General features: G+C 59.3%; 12 protein-coding genes. 2 read left to right on the top strand and 10 right to left on the bottom strand.

The window, feature by feature from the left end; all coding sequences use genetic code 11:
- Positions 1 to 6: 6 nt before the first annotated feature.
- From D3791_RS04765 to D3791_RS04745, 5 genes are all read right to left on the bottom strand, one after another.
- Positions 7 to 1236 carry a serine hydrolase domain-containing protein gene (locus D3791_RS04765; RefSeq protein WP_022876700.1) on the bottom strand — a complete coding sequence of 410 codons (1230 nt, stop codon included), beginning with the start codon at positions 1234 to 1236 and terminating at the stop codon, positions 7 to 9.
- The gene (locus D3791_RS04760) at positions 1226 to 2851 is read right to left on the bottom strand and encodes a biotin carboxylase (RefSeq protein WP_172511429.1); all 1626 of its coding nucleotides are present in this window, start codon (positions 2849 to 2851) and stop codon (positions 1226 to 1228) included. The genes D3791_RS04765 and D3791_RS04760 overlap by 11 nt, the downstream gene beginning before the upstream one ends.
- A 216-nt stretch (positions 2852 to 3067) precedes the next feature.
- On the bottom strand, positions 3068 to 4471 hold the full coding sequence (locus tag D3791_RS04755; protein WP_172512901.1) for an NAD-dependent epimerase/dehydratase family protein: 1404 nt from the start codon (positions 4469 to 4471) through the stop codon (positions 3068 to 3070).
- A gap of 334 nt (positions 4472 to 4805) precedes the next feature.
- Entirely contained in the window at positions 4806 to 6311 is a 1506-nt protein-coding gene (putP, locus tag D3791_RS04750) for a sodium/proline symporter PutP (RefSeq protein ID WP_172511428.1), read from the bottom strand.
- Positions 6312 to 6445: 134 nt separating this feature from the next.
- Entirely contained in the window at positions 6446 to 7408 is a 963-nt protein-coding gene (locus D3791_RS04745; RefSeq protein WP_172511427.1) for a LysR substrate-binding domain-containing protein, read from the bottom strand.
- A gap of 226 nt (positions 7409 to 7634) precedes the next feature.
- Here D3791_RS04745 and D3791_RS04740 point away from each other — a divergent pair, with 226 nt between their 5' ends.
- On the top strand, positions 7635 to 11153 hold the full coding sequence (locus D3791_RS04740) for a proline dehydrogenase family protein (protein ID WP_172511426.1): 3519 nt from the start codon (positions 7635 to 7637) through the stop codon (positions 11151 to 11153).
- Between the two features lie 66 nt (positions 11154 to 11219).
- Here D3791_RS04740 and D3791_RS04735 read toward each other — a convergent pair whose 3' ends face one another.
- The 5 genes from D3791_RS04735 to D3791_RS04715 all read right to left on the bottom strand — a co-directional run bounded on the left by D3791_RS04735 (position 11220) and on the right by D3791_RS04715 (position 16039).
- The gene (locus D3791_RS04735) at positions 11220 to 11819 is read right to left on the bottom strand and encodes a hypothetical protein (RefSeq protein ID WP_172511425.1); all 600 of its coding nucleotides are present in this window, start codon (positions 11817 to 11819) and stop codon (positions 11220 to 11222) included.
- 57 nt (positions 11820 to 11876) lie between these two features.
- Positions 11877 to 13049, bottom strand: a complete 1173-nt coding sequence (locus tag D3791_RS04730; RefSeq protein WP_172511424.1) for an ABC transporter permease — start codon at positions 13047 to 13049, stop codon at positions 11877 to 11879.
- A complete protein-coding gene (locus tag D3791_RS04725) occupies positions 13046 to 13927 on the bottom strand; it encodes an ABC transporter ATP-binding protein (RefSeq protein WP_172511423.1) in 882 nt (293 codons plus the stop codon). Before D3791_RS04725 ends, D3791_RS04730 begins: the two co-directional genes overlap by 4 nt.
- A 79-nt stretch (positions 13928 to 14006) precedes the next feature.
- Positions 14007 to 14672: a response regulator gene (locus D3791_RS04720; RefSeq protein WP_172511422.1), complete on the bottom strand. Its 666-nt coding sequence runs from the start codon at positions 14670 to 14672 to the stop codon at positions 14007 to 14009.
- Complete coding sequence (locus D3791_RS04715; RefSeq protein ID WP_172511421.1) at positions 14669 to 16039, bottom strand: sensor histidine kinase; 1371 nt, start codon at positions 16037 to 16039, stop codon at positions 14669 to 14671. The genes D3791_RS04720 and D3791_RS04715 overlap by 4 nt, the downstream gene beginning before the upstream one ends.
- 147 nt (positions 16040 to 16186) lie before the next feature.
- Here D3791_RS04715 and D3791_RS04710 point away from each other — a divergent pair, with 147 nt between their 5' ends.
- Positions 16187 to 16738: an acyl-CoA thioesterase gene (locus D3791_RS04710; protein ID WP_172511420.1), complete on the top strand. Its 552-nt coding sequence runs from the start codon at positions 16187 to 16189 to the stop codon at positions 16736 to 16738.

Genomic DNA, 16738 nt, shown 5'->3' with positions numbered 1-16738 from the left:
CAGTTGTTACTGATGATTTGTCAGGTAGTTGGAGACCGCTTCAAACGCTCTGATGGTGGGGAAGAGCTTGGAAGCATCCTGCGGCAACGGCCAGCTGGAGAGCTTGACCGCAACCAATTTGGTGGCTGGATCCATGTAGATCATTTGGCCGTGGATCCCCAACGCTACCGCTGCATTGGTGACAGGATTCGGGAACCAGATCTGATTCCGATACCGGCCGCCGGGCATCATATTGTCGCTGGGGGACTGGGCAAAGGCCTGCACCTGCAGTGGATCCGCGGTGAAGGTTTCGGCCAGCCAAGCCTCGGAAACGACCTGTTTCCCGGTCAATGCACGACCGCCGTTGACATACATATGTCCAAAGCGGGCAAGGTCGCGCAGGGTGGCATTAAAGCCACCATCAAACATGCCGGTTCCGAACTGATCCACACCCATGACAAGGTCTTGCTGCGCACCAATTTTTGACCAGATGTAGTCCGAGAGGAGTTCTTGAATCGGGGCTCCACCAGCAGATTCAAGGACCCATCCCAGAACGTCGGTTTCGCACGAGCGATACTCAAAGGCACCCCCGTGGGCCGACTTGGCCTGCAAGGTCCGTAGGAACTCATACATGCCGATGGGCCCAATAGTTCCATGCGATGGAGCCCAGCCAATGGCTTCCTCCAGCAGTCGGACTTCTGCACCCGGGTCTAGATACTCTTCCGAGAATTTAATCCCAGAACGCATGTCCAAAATGTCCCGCACACGTGCCCCGGCATAACCACTGGTACATAGCGCTGGCACATACTTGGTGACCTCTTGCTCCGGGTCTAGCAAGTCCGCATCAATGAGCGCGCCCGCTAGGGTACCGACCAGAGTTTTACTCACCGACATCAGCAGATGGTCGGTCAGCGAAGTCATGGTGTTGTAGTACTTTTCCCAAAGGATTCGGCCGTTGTGCATGATCAGCACCGCGTCGGTGTTGGTCGCATGCATCACCCCGCGTACGGTCAGCGCGGGGTCGGTGATGCTGGCTTTCGCTACTTCCAGCTTGCCCATTTTCTCTTCGGCCAAGTGCAGTTTCACAATAGGGCCATCACCGCGGGAAACCTTCACGGTGGGGTGGATGCGGGCGATGTTCTGGAAGGAGCGCTTGATGTTCTGCGGGTACTGCCAGTTGGCGATGTTCAGCGCCTTGCTGGAGTCCCCGGAGGCTTGTGCCGACTGTGGCGCGGCGTCGGTGGCCTCAGTCGCCATGCTCTGCCGTTGGAACGTCAATGCCCTTGTACTGGGAGCGGATAGAGGAGATGAAGTGCTTGGCGTCGATGCTGAGCTTGGTCTTCTTCTTGCCCTCGTATTGAAGTTTGGCCTTGGTGACCAGGACCCCAAGGTCGGCCCCTTTCCAGCGGTAGTCTTCTACGCCGTAGATGCGCAGAAAGAATGCTTCTTTGTGTGATTGCAGTTGGTGCCAGTCCAGGGCAGCACGGGAGAACTGGAGCTTGCCTCGCGAGTCGAGGAAGTATTTTCCGGTGCGTGGAGCATGGGTGATGTACTGGAGGATGTCATCGGTTTCCTTGATGATCATGTGGCTCCAGACATCGGCCCCGCTCATCTCCTCCCAGCGTTCGTTGATTTCATCAACATCCAGCTCGAATTCGACATCCAGGAATTCAAGCAGGTGGAAGAGGAAGAGCGGCACGTCGGCATAGGCACCGGCGGTGACGTTGGTGATGGCGCTGGCTCCGGAGATGCGCGGGTTCAGCTCCCCGAGGTAGACCTCGTCGGTGTCGGTATCCACTAGGACGTCGACTTCGAAGAATCCGCGGTAGCCGGCGGATTCCAGGCCGTTGCCGACCTTGCGGACCAGATCGATGGTGCGCGAACGCTGCGAATCGGTGAGCACGTCAGGGTGCATCTCGTTTCCGCACCAGCCGCCCTTGTATGGGGTCAGCTCCTTGTATCCGGCGAGTTCGGTCAGGATCGGGCCGACTACGGTGCCGCATCCGGTAAGGACCGCTTCCACGGCGACCGGCTGGTTGTTGATCCGCTTCATCACCTTGAGCTCTTCGCCGATGATGTTCTTGGAGTACTGCTTCCACTGCTGCGGCGAGTCGATGAAGAAGGTGGTCTTTCCCGAATCGCCGTACGGGGTCTGGACGACCAGATCATCACCCAGCCCTGCTTCATCAGCCAGCGCCATGAGCTCATCGTAGGTCGATGCCTTGCCCAGGATGTTGGGGACCGATGGGGCACCGGCGGCGTTGCCGAGCTTGGTGGTGACAATCTTCGAGTCAAGTTCCTCGCGCAGGGCGGCGGAGGGCAGGATCAGGTCGTAGCCCAGTTCCTCGCAGATGGCTTCGGTGTCCTCATCGAAGAACACCATGGCAATTTTGGGCCGAGGCCCGCCTGGGGTGCACTGGGAATCGATGTATTCGCGAACTTCCGGGTTTTCCAACAGCCAGTTGTTGATCTCTTCGGCGCTCTGGAACTCGATGTAGGGCTTCTCGGCTGGAGTGAAGACGCGAGGGTGGTGGCCATCCCAGCCGTCGTAGTAGGTGATGTAGCTGAACTTGCGGACCCAGCGGTCCAGGCCGAGCAGATTGACCGGGGTGGCACCGAGGAAGAAGATCGGGGTCTTGTTGGTGCGGAAGAAATGGCGGACTTCGCTCATGTTCTTCAGCTTGCGTTCAAAGGGCAGGACCTTGTTGGAGATCGCCTCTGGCATTTCCTGGTTGTAGGCGGCATCAACAGCCACGTTGGCGCTCAGATGATCTGTAGCGGTGCGTGCCTTGTGACGCAGCTTGTCCAGGTCGCTTGGCTTGGGCATGCGGGGACGAGAAGCCGGGGCGTGGGCTTCAAGGATATTGGCCATGATGTGTTGCTGTCCTTTGAAACTGTCTGAAGGAGGTCGAGGGCACGACAGAATGCGTGACAGTTTCATGCTCAATGCTGTCCGTGAGCAACAGAGACTTTTGCGATGAACGCGCGGTGAACATTGACCCCGCACCGTGGACTTTGGCCTATGACTAGGCGAAAGACCCGGATGCGGGGTCAATGGGCAGGCAACGTTACCGACTATTTCGACAGGCTAGCCAGCGATGGTGGCCGCAAAATCCGTTTCCTGGAATTCAAAACCTGCCTGGGCCAAGACTTCGCTGGTGACTTTTCGGCCGGTCAGGGCCACCCGCGCATTGGAGCCCATGACGGCGGCGCCAATCCTTGGCAGAACCGACCCGGTGGGCAGGCCTGGCAGTCCGGCGATGGATCGCAGAGCGGCCATGACTTCGGTATTCCGCAATGGCCAGGGACTGGTTCCATGTACCAAGCCGGCCGGGATCTGCGGCTCTTCTAGTCCGAGCATGCAACGAATCAGGTGCAGCCAATCTTGCAAGCCAATCCAGCTGAACCACTGTTGTCCGTTGCCCATTGCTCCGCCCAGGCCGGTATTCACCAGCATGTTCAGCGGACCGAGCAACGGAGCATCAGGGTGCATCACCAGCGAGGTGCGCAGGATGTAGCGTTGTTCGGCGTTCACCTCTGCTTCATTAAAGGCCTGCTCCCAAGCCGAAGCGACGCCGGTCATTTCGGGCAGCGCCCGGTGGTCGCTGGGGATGGGGCTGGACTCGGTCAGCTCGGCTTCACCGGCATCGCCGAAGATCGCGGTGGTGCTCGACTGGATCCAGGTGGCCAGCTTCGGTGCCGAGGCCGCGGCCTGAGCCAGAGTCTGGGTGGAGGTCACTCGCGAGTCGGTGAGGGCTGCGATGTTTGCCGGGGTGTTGCGCTTGTCCACGCGCTCGCCGGCCAAATTGATCAGGTGGACCGGGTGGTCGCTGCGCAGCGAGCCGGTCCATGGTCCTTGGTGCACGCCGTCCCAGATGAACTGTTCGGCAGGGAAATCGGCTTCCGCGTTGCGGGTAAGCACCGCTACCGACATGCCTCGGCAGACCAGGTCGGCGGCGAGGTTGCGGCCGAGGAATCCGCGGCCGCCGGAGATCACGATCTGGGCATCGCGCTTGCGGTGCGCGGTGGGCGCAACGATCTTGTAGAGCCGTGCCGCTGCCACGGCGAAGTCCTTGCACAAGGCGTTGGCGACGGTGAACTTGAACGCCGTGGTGCCGGGCCCGGAAAGCTGGACGGTGAAGTGCACCAAACAGCCATTCTCGTGTTCATCGACCTGCCAGCGCAGGGTCATTTCGCCTGCTGGCTGTGGCTGGGTGAACTCGACCATGCGAGTTTGATGATTGCGCCGGGTGATGGTTCCGGACGGTGCGGTGTTGCGGTGCAGCGGGCCGAAAACCTTGCCCGGGGCAAGCAGATCCACCTTGGTGCCAACGCCTCGCTGGTCATCGTGGACGACGAAGCCGTCAAAGCTTTTCATCCAGAGGCCCGTTTGCGAAAGGTTGCCGACGATGGAATAGACGGCTTTGGGATCTGCGGCCAGGAACTGGGTTTCGGTGCGCTGCCAGTGGGTGAATTTATTCTGGGTGCTCATCGTGGTAGTTCCTTCCAGCTCGGGACATCGGGCATAGCTCAAGGCTACTGTGCTCGCACCGGTTCAGCACCCACGACATCGGCGCTGAGAGCGAAACGCGGAATGTGAACGGTTGGGTGGGCTCGGCTGGAGTGGGTAGTGGACTAGGTGGTTTTCCATAAGCAGAAGACGCTTTCCGTTTATGGGAAACAACCAATGGCTTTCCCGGTCTTCCTCTGTGTTATCGCACTTCTTCGTGGCACCGCAGGACTCAGGCCTTCAGCGCGCCCGTGCTGATGGCATAGGAAAGCTCCCCTGTCCCGGATTGGGGACAGGGGAGCTGACGGGTGCGGTACTAGGCGGTGACCTTCGAACCGACTTCCTTTTCCATCTCGCTGAATTCTGCGTCGATGGTCGGGTTCGGACGGTAGGTGGCTCGCGAGACGAGCCAAGCAACCACCAAGGCAACGATGAAACCTGGAACGATTTCGTACATGGCCGAGGAGAGCGGCTTGATGTTGCCCCAGATGAAGACCACGACTGCACCGGAAACCATGCCGGCGAAACCGCCAACGGCAGTGAGCTTGCGCCAGTACAAGGCCAGCAAGACGATCGGGCCGAAGGCCGCGCCGAAGCCTGCCCATGCGAAGGATACGAGATCCAGGATGGAGGAGTTCGGGTTCAATGCCAGCACCGCGGCGATGATGGCGATCAACAGCACGCCGGAACGGCCCAGGTTCACCAGTGCCTTCGGCGAGGCCTTTCGGCCGGTGATGTTGTAGAGGTCTTCCACCAGTGCCGAGGAGCAAACGATCAGCTGCGAGGACATGGTGGACATGATGGCGGCCAGGACAGCCGCCAAAACTAGTCCGGCGATTAGTGGGTGGAAGAAGAGCTGGCTGAGCAGCAGGAAGACGGTTTCGTTGCGTTCCTTACCCAGCGGGTTATCGGCAAAATACGCAATGCCGATGAGCGCGGTGAATACCGCACCCAAGGTGGTCAGGAACATCCAGCTCATGCCAATGCCGCGGGCTGCTTTAGCCTCACCTGGGGTACGCAGAGCCATGAAGCGAACGATGATATGTGGCTGGCCGAAGTAGCCCAGGCCCCACGCTGCGGTGGAGAAAATTGCTACGGCTGCCACGATCCAGCTGCTGTCGTTGAAGGACGAGAACAGGTTGAGCGCATCGGGATTCACCGCAGTAATACGTGAACCGAGAGTCTGGAAATCACCCATGCGAATCACGGCAACAATTGGCACTGCGATCAACGCAGCGAACATCAAAACACCCTGCACCATGTCGGTCAAGGAAGCTCCGAGGAAGCCACCGAAGAGCGTGTACAGCAAGGTAATGACGGCAACAAAGAACATGCCAGAAAGGTATGGCCAGCCGAAGGATGCTTCGAAGAACTTACCTGCGGCAACCATGCCTGAAGAGACATAGAAGGTGAAGAACACCAGGATGATCAGGGAAGATCCGATGCGCAACAGGTGGCGGTTGTCCTTCAGGCGCTTCTCGAAGAAGCTCGGAATGGTGATGGCGTTCTCCGAGATGGCGGTGTAGGAACGTAGCCGCGGAGCGACATACTTCCAGTTCAGCCATGCACCGATCAGCAGGCCGATACCGATCCATGCAGCGTGCAGGCCGCCGAGGTAGATGGCGCCGGGCAGGCCCATGAGCAGCCAGCCGGACATGTCGGAGGCGCCGGCGGACAGCGCGGCAACCCATGGTTTCAGGCCGCGGTCGGCCAGCATGTAGTCGTCGATATTGTTGGTTCGGCGATACGCGACATAGCCGATGCCAAGCATGGCGGCCATGTAAATTGCGATCGCGATCATCTGGAAAGTCTGGTCGGACATTGTTCCTCATTACCGTTGCTGTCCCGAATCGTTGACGTGATCCGAAACGCGGATTCAAGTGGTGCGAGTCACCACTATGACACGAATTCTGCGCTTTGTCGCAAGTGCCATAACTGTCTGGAAGGTTCGTTTTCCTAATCGACCGTATCGAAGTCTTTGGGTGTAGCCAAAATTACTGAGTCATCTGCGTCACTCATTCCGGGCTGCGCGTGCAACATGTTACGCACCGCCTGAATTCCCGGTGACTTGGTCGAAGAGTGGCGCATGGCGGTGAAGATGGTGCGGGCCGGGGCGCCGGGCAAATCCACGGTGCGCAGGGATTCCAGATTTGAGCGCAAGACCAGATCCGGGAGCATGGCTACGGCGTTTCCGGTCTGGACCAGTTCCACGTGGGCCTGCAGGTCGGCGGTTTCGTAGCGCAGATCCGGTTCGAAGCCGGCCAGGCGGCAAGCCTGCAGGGCCCAATGCCGGCTGGCGGCGCCGTCTGGCTCCACCACCCAGGGCAGGGTGGCGGCATGTTCCAGCTGGGTGACCCGGTCGAAGTCCTCGTTGCCTTTCGCGCCACGCGCAGGCAGCGCGAGGCGGATGGGGTCATGGGTCAGCACGCGCCGGTCGAGGCTGGCGTAATGCGGGGCCGAATGCCCGGAATATTGCTCGGCCACCACTAGATCGAAGCTGCGGCTGCTGGTTTCCTGCAGGGCGTCGGCAGGTTCCTGCTGGCTCATTTCCACGCGCAGTTCCGGGTATTTTTCGCGCAGTTCGCGCAGCACCGGCGGCATCAGGGCGAGCATGGCGGTTTGGAAAACGGCCAGCCGCACGGTGCCCGCGACCTTGGACATGGTGCCGGCCAGATCCGCTTCGGCGTGCTCCATGGCTTCGAGCAGGGTTTCGGTGTGGGTGACCAGCAGCTGGGCCTGCGCGGTGAGCTTAAGCGTGCGTCCGGTGCGGCGCAGCAGGGGGACGCCGACTTCGGTTTCCAGCTGGCTCAGCTGCTGGGAAATCGAGGAGGGGGAGTAGCTCAGGGAATCGGCCACTTCGGCGATGGTTCCGCGGATGCTGAGCTCCCGGAGAAGTCGTAGTCGTCGCAGTTCAAGCACCGGTTTTCCGCCGTTCGATTGGGATGTTTGTGACCTGTCTCAATACATTAGCAAACCCGAACAAATATCTTCGGTTTTGTTCGCTTTTGCTTAACGCAACTAAGGTTCATACTCGAATTTGCACACAGCTTTTTTGCACGGAAATCAGCGTCCAAAAAAGCCATAACGACATTAATGTTCGGTGCCGAACCCAGACTGAAAAACTTTGCATCGAAGGGACCACTAAGTGTCTTCACTCTCCACCCAGCACACCGTGCCGGCAGCAGTAGATGCTGCGGGCAACCCGCTTACCTCTCCAGCAGAACTTGCCGAAGATGTCATCGCGTTGGTGCGCCGCTGGCTCACCGAGGCATCCGACTATCCTGTTGATGCCGCGGCCGCCCGACTGGCCGGTGTGCTCAAGGATCCCAACGGCCTGGACTTCACCGTGGGATTCGTCGACGGAGTCATCCGCCCCGAAGACCTGAGCGTGGCTGCCGCCAACCTCAAGAAGCTGGCCCCCAAGGTTCCAAGCTTTCTGCCGTGGTACATGCGCAAGGCCGTGGGCCTCGGCGGAGTCATGGCACCTGTAGTTCCGCAGGTAGTTGTTCCCATCGCACGCAAGGTCCTGCGCGAGATGGTGGGCCACCTGATCATCGATGCCTCCGACGCCAAGCTCGGCGGAGCCATCAAGAAGATCAAGCGCGAAGGCGTCAACCTGAACGTCAACCTCCTGGGCGAAGCCATCCTCGGCCAGGGCGAAGCCGCCCGCCGCTTGGAAGGCACCACCGCCCTGCTGGCCCGCGACGATGTGGACTACGTATCCATCAAGGTTTCCTCGACCGTAGCCCCGCACAACCACTGGGCCTTCGACGAAGCCGTGGAGCACATCGTCGAGAAGCTCAGCCCGCTCTACGAGCTGGCCGCACGCAGCCCCAAGAAGAAGTTCATCAACCTGGACATGGAAGAGTACAAGGACCTGGAGCTGACCATCGCGGTCTTCACCCAGATCCTCTCCAAGCCAGAATTCAAGGATCTGCCAGCCGGCATCGTGCTGCAGGCCTACCTGCCTGACGCACTGTCCGCCATGATCGAATTGCAGCAGTTCTCCGCAGCCCGCGTGGCCGAGGGCGGGGCACCGATCAAGGTGCGCGTGGTCAAGGGCGCCAACCTGCCAATGGAAACCATGGAAGCCGACATCCACGGCTGGCCGCTGGCCACCTGGCACAGTAAGCAGGATTCGGACACCAGCTACAAGTCCGTCCTGGAATACGCGCTGCGCCCGGACCACGTGAAGAACGTGCGCATCGGCGTCGCCGGGCACAACCTATTCGACGTGGCCCTGGCCTGGCTGCTGGCCAAGGCGCGCAACGTCACCGACGGCATCGAATTCGAAATGCTGCTGGGCATGGCTACCGGCCAGGCCGAAGCGGTCCGCCGCGAAGTCGGCTCCCTGCTGCTCTACACCCCGGTAGTGCACCCGCAGGAATTCGACGTGGCCATCGCCTACCTGATCCGCCGCCTCGAAGAAGGCGCCAGCCAGGAAAACTTCATGTCCGCGGTCTTCGAGCTCTCCAAGAACGAGCAGCTCTTCGAACGCGAGAAAAACCGCTTCCTCGCCTCCCTGGCAGCCCTGGGCAATGAGGTTCCAGCCCCGCACCGCGTGCAGAACCGCCAGGTCCAGGACCCAGCGCTGACACAGGTCATCGAAGGCTTCGCCGACGGCTCCACCGAATTCTTCAACACCCCGGACACCGACCCGGACCTGGCGCAGAACCGCACCTGGGGACGCGAGATCCTGGGCAAGATGGAAGCCTCGCCTCTGGGCAAGGACCTGGTGAAGGCCAATACCATCAACGCAGCCGGCGAACTGGATGAAGCCATCGCCATGGGCGTGGATGCTTCTGGCGACTGGCAGGCACTGGGCTCGGCCAAGCGCGCCGAGATCCTGCACCGTGCAGGCCTGCTCTTCGAAGAGCGCCGCGCCATGCTGCTCGAAGTCCTCGGCTCGGAATGCGGCAAGACCATCGACCAGGGCGACGTGGAAATCTCCGAAGCCATCGACTTCGCCCACTACTACTCACAGCTGGGCCGCGAACTCGATGAGGTGGATGGCGCAAAGTACGTTCCGTCGAAGCTGACCGTGGTGACCCCGCCATGGAACTTCCCGATGGCCATCCCTGCCGGTTCCACCCTTTCAGCCCTGGCCGCGGGTTCGGCCGTGATCATCAAGCCGGCAACCCAGGCTGCCCGCGTGGGTTCGATGATGGTCCAGTGCCTCTGGGACGCTGGTGTTCCCAAGGACGTGCTGCAGCTGGTCTTCGTCGGCGATCGCTCGCTGGGCCAGCAGCTGGTTTCCGATGAGCGGGTTGACCGCTTGATCCTCACCGGCGGCTACGAAACCGCGCAGCTCTTCCGCTCCTTCCGCAAGGACCTGCCGCTGCTGGCAGAGACTTCGGGCAAGAACGCCATCATCGTCACCCCGCACGCCGACTTGGATCTGGCAGCGCGCGACGTCGTGCAGTCGGCCTTCGGCCATGCCGGACAGAAGTGCTCGGCTGCCTCCCTAGTGGTCCTAGTCGGCTCCGTGGCCGATTCGCGCCGCTTCAACAACCAGCTGATCGACGCGGTGAAGTCGCTGAAGGTTGGCTACCCATGGAACCCTGAATCGCAGATGGGCCCATTGATCGGCGAGCCGGGCGAGAAGCTCAAGCGGGGTTTGACCATCCTTGGTGACGGCGAGCGCTGGGCCATCGAGCCGAAGCAGCTTGATGATTCGGGCAAGCTCTACTCTCCAGGCGTGCGCTATGGCGTGCAGCGTGGCAGCGAATACCACTTGACCGAATACTTCGGTCCGATCCTGGGCGTCATGACCGCGCAGAGCCTGGAAGAAGCCGTACAGATCGTCAACGAGGTGGACTACGGGCTGACCTCGGGTCTGCATTCGCTGGATCGCGGCGAGATGGCCTACTGGCTGGATAACATCCAGGCCGGCAACGTCTACGTGAACCGTGGCATCACCGGTGCGATCGTGCAGCGACAGCCATTTGGCGGTTGGAAGAAGTCGGCCATTGGTGCCGGAACCAAGGCCGGTGGCCCGAACTACCTGATCGGCATGGGCAGCTGGGTTGATGCCCCGGTCAAGGACACCGCGGCGCTCTCGCGCTTTGACGAGCAGCTGCTCGCCGCCGCCGAGCTGGATCAGCCGCAGGCGCAGTGGCTGGCTTCGGCCCTGGGCAGCGACAAGTTTTGGTGGAACACCGAGTTCAACCAGGCCAAGGACCGCTCGGGATTGATCGCCGAACGCAACGTCTTCCGCTACTGCTCGGTGGATGTCACCGTCCGCTTTGAGCAGGCAACCAGCGGCCAGGGCCTGGCCGAGGCCTTGCGCGTGGTGGCTGCCGGTGTGACCGCGGGTTCGCGGGTGCACCTGTCCTTGGATGCTGATCTACCACGCGAACTGCGCAACCTGCTGGCCGAGCACTCGGTCACCGTGGTGCGTGAGAACGCGGAGCAGTTCGCAGCCCATGCCGCCAAGCTGGCTGCGAAGACCGGTCCGGATTCGGCTGCCCGCATCCGTTTGATTGGCGGATCGGTGAAGGACGTTGCAGAGGCCACGGACGGCAAGCCGGATGTCGCCATCTACGCTTCGCCGGTGACTGCTTCGGGTCGCGTTGAGATGCTGCCATTCCTGCACGAGCAGGCAGTATCGATCACTGCTCACCGATTCGGCACCCCGAACCACTTGAGCGACGGCCTGGTCTAGTCTTCGGGTAGAACAAATGCAGCCAGCATTCCTTATATAAGGAATGCTGGCTGTATTTTTGCCTTCTTACTTCTTGGCGGTCTGGTATTTGCGTACGAGGAAATCGGCCACGGAAGACAGCAGCGCGGGGACGATATAGCGCCCCATGGTTGCTATGACGAAGGCCGGGAGAGATCCCTGCTCGGAGGCGATGGACGCCTGGGCGATGAATCCCATGCCGATGGCCGAGAGGATGCCGGTGATCCAGCCGGCCAGTGAGCGCGAGCGCAAAACGAACCAGCCCACCAAGGCGAGCAGTGGCAGCAGCAGGCCCCACACCGTGAAGTAGCCGGCATACTGCCCGGTGAGATCCAGGGCCGAAACCATGAACCAGTCGCCGTATTCGACGGTATCGATCACCGGCAGTTTCAGCACTACGTCCAGGATCTGCGAGAGCAGGACCAGGGCCATGGCAAAGAGCTTCGTGTCGGTACGTCCTGGCAGGAACCAGAAGCTGGCGATGGCAAGCACGCGGATGGCCCACAGCGCCATGATGATCAGCAGGCTTCCACCGGTGATGTAGTGGGCGGTGGCCAACACGGTCGAGCCAGCGATGCAGACGATTAATAGGAGCCATACGCCAATAAGTCGGGCAGGCAATTGCAACAGTGGTTTTTCTTCGCTCACTGGCCCAAGTCTAGTAAGGGTGGCTGTGCAAGCGCTGTTTTGATAGTCGCGGCTGTCCTAGACCTCCAGCTTCAGTGCCTTGCGCAGGGTCAGGGAACCACCGGTGTGCATCACTGCCCGGCGATAGATTTTCTCTGCAAAGAGCAATACTGCCCAGCAGGCGGCCAAGAGGATGACCAATGAAAGGATTGGCTCCCACAGGGCAACCTCGCCGGATAACAACCGGATGGGCATGGCTACGGACGAGGCGATGGGAACGTAGGAGGCCGCAACCAAGAAGCCGTCCTTGGCATACAGGCCGATGAACAGGACTGCAATGAGCACAGTGACCACTGGGCCGCTGGATTGCTGCAGGTCTTCGGTTCTCGTTGCCAGCGATCCAAGGGCGGCCCAGATGCCGGCCAAGACCAGGAAGCCGCCAAAGAAGAAGACCGCAAACCATCCAGCAACCTGGGAAACAACACCGAGGAACGGGATCTCCAAGGGCGACAGATACGCTGCCAACAGCCCGACGCTGAGGAAGACCAAGAGCTGGATCATCGCCAGAATGACATTTCCAACGATTTTTCCGGTCAACAATTGGCGTAGCCGGATGGTGCTGGCGAGGATCTCCACCACGCGGTTCTGTTTCTCTTCAATCACGGAGTTGGCGATTGGCATGCCGAAGAGCAATGTGGCCATGTAGAAAAGGAAGGAAAAGAGGAATCCCATGGCCTTGACCATTGAATTCCGGTCGGCATCGCCTTGAAGCTGGGATACCTTCAACGCATCTGCAGAAGGCAGGCTCGCGGCATCCAGCCCTGCGGATGCAAGTAACTGGTCAGTAAGTATCGTGTCGGCACCGTCGGCAACCAGTTGGCGAAGCTGATCATCAACTTCGTCAAAGCCGGTCAGCGAATAGGCTTGCCCATCATTGCTGCTGGACAGCATCGCATCGAGGTCGCCATCGCCAAGTTGTTGCCTTGCTTCTTGCTCGGTGGATTGGGCAATACGCAGCGAAACATCGTCGGGTTTGTCTTTCTGGACTTGGGTGAGCACTTGATAGCTGGACTCATCGGTAGCTGTTACCGAGAATTCTGTACTACGGCTGCCAAGAATGCTGGAGACGACAATCGATCCGATGATGACCACCAATGTGCCAATGGTGGTGATGACGAAAGCTTTGTCGCGTAGTTTCGTTTCGACTTCTCGCAGGGTGACGATCAGCCATGCCGGGCTAGTGGTATTCATCGGATGATCTCCCTGTAGACGTCGGCCAATGAAGGTCGATAGATGGAGAACTCAGTTACTGAACCGCGTTCCATGGCTCGTGCGAGTATTCGTTGTGCTGTGGTTTCGGAATCAAAATTGACCAAGGCGTCCGGCCCGGAAATATCGAGCACGCCGACACCTGGTTCGTTGCGCAGCCAGCCTGCATCGGAACCCAAAGAAATGCGGTGGCGCGAGGCCTGCGATGAGCGTAGGTCATCGGCTGAGGAGTCAGCCAGAATCTTCCCGTTCTGAATGATCACCAAGTGGTCCACTAATACGTCCAGCAAATCCAGCTGATGCGAAGAGAAGAGAACGGGAACGCCGCGCGAAGCGTAGTCTCGCAGGATTGAACTCATGGCATCCACGGCAATGGGATCAAGCCCGCTGAAGGGCTCATCCAGAATCAGCACATCAGGTTCATGCAGGAGCGATGCCGCCACCTGGACCCTTTGTTGATTGCCCAAAGACAGCGACTCCAACTTGGCCTTGGCCCGGTTCTCCAGGCCGAACCGCGACAAGAGCTCCATCGCGCGCGAACGGGCGGTGGTTCTTCCTAATCCGTGCAGCTGGCCCAGATAAACGAGTTGATCAATGACCGGCTGTTTGGGATACAGCCCTCGCTCTTCTGGCATGTATCCGAAGTTCGGACGCGTATCCGAAGACAGTTCAACGCCGTTGAGGGTGACTGCGCCCGTATTGGCCGCCAGCAAGCCCATGATGATGCGCATGGTCGTGGTTTTGCCGGCTCCGTTGGCGCCAACGAATCCGGTTAGGGCACCGCCGGGTACGGTGAAGCTGACATCTTGTAGTACCTGGTGGTCCGAGAACGATCGTGAGACGTTGTGCAACTCAAGCATGATTTCCTCTGCCGAATAATCTTTGTACTCATCAGCTTAGGAAAAGAGCCAGGCTGAGTGATCAATCTGAAGGTTCAAACTATTGGATGAGACCAGCACGATATGCAAAAAGAACTCCTTGAACACGATCGCGCAGGTGGAGCTTGGCTAGAAGATTAGACAGATGCGTCTTGACAGTGGCTTCGGACAGCGACAACGAGGTAGCGATTTCCTGGTTGTTTTTGCCCTTGGCCAGTTCGCCGAGAACCTGGAGTTCTCGTTCGGTAAGTTCCCTCAACCGTCCCGACTCAGGACTTGAAGATTGTTCGGCCCCGTTAATGCCTTTGGGGGTTCGCCCTTTGATGAGCTTCAAAGTGACCTCGGGGGAGAGCAGCCCGTTGCCGGCTGCCACCTGATGCACTGCATTGATGAGCATCTCGGGTTCACTGTTTTTCAGCAGGAATCCGCTGGCTCCGGCATCCATGGCATCGAAGAGATAATCGTCGCGATTGAAGGTCGTCAGAACGATGACCTTGGTGTCGGTATGGCCGATGATCTTGGTTGTAGCCGCGATGCCGTCCATTTGAGGCATCTGAATGTCCATCAGTGCCAGAGTCGGATTCAGCGTCTGGACCATTTCAACACCTGCTACGCCATTATTGGCAGTGCCCACCACTTCGATGCGATCGTCTGTTTCCAATATGAGTTTGAGGGACGAGACGATCAAGGGCTGATCATCGCAAATCACCACTGAAATTTTGCTCATGACATCGTCCTTGAATCTGTTTGTGCGACAACTCGAAGCCTGGCCCGGGTGCGCCAGCCGCGCGGAATACGCGGTCCGATTTCTACCAGGCCGTGGTGCAAGTTCGATCGTTCCCTGATGCCTCGCAATCCGAATCCGCTGCCGGACGAATCCGGCCGCGGGCGCCCATCGTCTGTCACTTCGACTTCAACCCACGCGCCTTCTTCATCGGATCCTGAACGCACAGACAGCGTGGCCGTGTGCGCCGTGGAATGCCGGCGCACGTTAGCCAGCGCTTCACCGCTAATGCGATAGAGAGCAAGCGAGAGACCAGCGGGCAGGTTATCAATGAAACGTGCTTCATGTTCATCGCGTGAAAGAACTACCGTCAATCCATGAAGCTTATTGGCAGTCACCAGCTCTTCAATACGAGCCATGGAGGGTTCCGGTCTCCGGATTCCGCCTGCGGATTCTGCACCGGACTCACTTATGTCGTTTTCACGCAGCACCCCGAGCAATGAGCGAGTTTCTTGCACCGCGCTGCGTGCAGAGGTTTCAATACCGCGCATGAGCTCCAGGGATTTGCCGGGATCCCGGTCGTGTACGAGGCGCGCGGCCGAGGCTTGCACGCCTACCGAAGCGATGTGATGGGCGATGACATCGTGCAGTTCGCGGGCGATGCGCAGCCGTTCCTCGTTGACTGCTCGATCAGCTAATTGCTGTGCCTGGTCTGCGATGCGCTGGGCCTGTTCCTTGACGATTTCGTTGGAGTAGGCATTGGACCAGCTGATCAAGCCGAGGAAAATTGCGCCACCGAAGTACATCAGATTCATGAGGAAGCTGTAGAGGGAATAGGCGATGTCCACGGGCAATAGTCCTGCGGGATCATCGACCATTCTCATTCCGGTTGCCGCGAAGAGATCAGAGGTGAAGAGCGAAACGATAATCCACACAGCCATGGCCAGAAGCACGACCGTCATCGAGATCCACAACGCCCGCCGATTCTTTGCCCACGTCACTGCGGTGTAAATGCCCAAGAAGTAGGCGAGTTGGGCGCAGAGCTGCGTGCCGACCGTATAGGTCTCAGAACCGCTGCTGGCAATAAATGCGACGGAACCGACCAGCATCATCGGAATGGGCCAACGCCGCCGGAACATGAGGGGAAGAATCAATGCAGACAGGATCAGGAAGGCAATCGGGCGCTGCACCGCATCTTCCTTTTCGGTGAGCGACAGTACAAGCTCTTGCATCAGTAATGCGAGGAGGAGAAAAGCCAGGGCGAGCAGCATGTCCCTGCGCAGGCCCTTCGCTGCTGGGGTAGGGCGTTCCCAGTCTGCTGGCGGCAAGGAAGGCAGGCGCCGCTGCAATATCTCGGGAAGTCTGCGCATCAAGTTCCTCGACGAAGTTTAGGGAGGGTGGCACTTTGACCATACCGCTTTGTCACAGCGTGGGCATGATCCGCAAGAACTACGTCAATGGTCGAGAGGACGCAGTATGGACTAGGCAGAAAAGTTACCGGACGGTAATGTGATGGTATGCACATGATCTTCCGAATCCTCATGGTCTTTTTGAACAGCAAAAAGGCCACCAGACTTTCCATGTTCGACACCAGCTCGGTAACCATGCGAGCCACCCTGACCGACATCGACTTCGCCGGTCATATCAACAACGGAATGTACTTCTCGATCTTCGACCTCGGCCGGTTTGATCTCATGTTCCGTTCCGGCGTCTGGGACATCATGCGCAAGAACAAATGGACCCCGGTAGTGCAGACCGAAACCATCACCTTCCGCAAATCGGTGCGACTGGGCACCAAGTTCTCGCAAGAAACCCGCCTGCTGGGACTGGATGACAAGTGCATCTACTTTGAACAGCGCATCGTGGTCAACGGCGAAATCTATGCCCGTGCATATATCGCCACCCGCATGACCTCTAAAAACGGTGCCGTCTCCAACGAAGAGATCCTGGCCGCGGTGGGGCTCGACGTTCCCGAAGACCGCGTAGTTCCAGAATGGATTCACCAGTGGCGTGAGCAGGGAGCCCTGCCCGGCTCGCGCAAGCCTGCTCCGCACAACTGGATCAGCTAG

The sequence above is a fragment of the Glutamicibacter mishrai genome, from assembly GCF_012221945.1.
Lineage (GTDB): Bacteria > Actinomycetota > Actinomycetes > Actinomycetales > Micrococcaceae > Glutamicibacter > Glutamicibacter mishrai.
The sequence above is the reverse complement of the archived record's forward strand: the minus strand, read 5'-3'. Positions and strand labels throughout refer to the sequence as shown.

Bases quoted from the DNA above. Each gene is read 5' to 3' on its own strand.
- D3791_RS04765 (WP_022876700.1), bottom strand. From the start codon at position 1,236: ATGGCGACTGAGGCCACCGACGCCGCGCCACAGTCGGCACAAGCCTCC.
- D3791_RS04760 (WP_172511429.1), bottom strand. From the start codon at position 2,851: ATGGCCAATATCCTTGAAGCCCACGCCCCGGCTTCTCGTCCCCGCATG.
- D3791_RS04755 (WP_172512901.1), bottom strand. From the start codon at position 4,471: ATGAGCACCCAGAATAAATTCACCCACTGGCAGCGCACCGAAACCCAG.
- putP (WP_172511428.1), bottom strand. From the start codon at position 6,311: ATGTCCGACCAGACTTTCCAGATGATCGCGATCGCAATTTACATGGCC.
- D3791_RS04730 (WP_172511424.1), bottom strand. From the start codon at position 13,049: ATGAATACCACTAGCCCGGCATGGCTGATCGTCACCCTGCGAGAAGTC.
- D3791_RS04725 (WP_172511423.1), bottom strand. From the start codon at position 13,927: ATGCTTGAGTTGCACAACGTCTCACGATCGTTCTCGGACCACCAGGTA.
- D3791_RS04720 (WP_172511422.1), bottom strand. From the start codon at position 14,672: ATGAGCAAAATTTCAGTGGTGATTTGCGATGATCAGCCCTTGATCGTC.
- D3791_RS04715 (WP_172511421.1), bottom strand. From the start codon at position 16,039: ATGCGCAGACTTCCCGAGATATTGCAGCGGCGCCTGCCTTCCTTGCCG.
- D3791_RS04710 (WP_172511420.1), top strand. From the start codon at position 16,187: ATGCACATGATCTTCCGAATCCTCATGGTCTTTTTGAACAGCAAAAAG.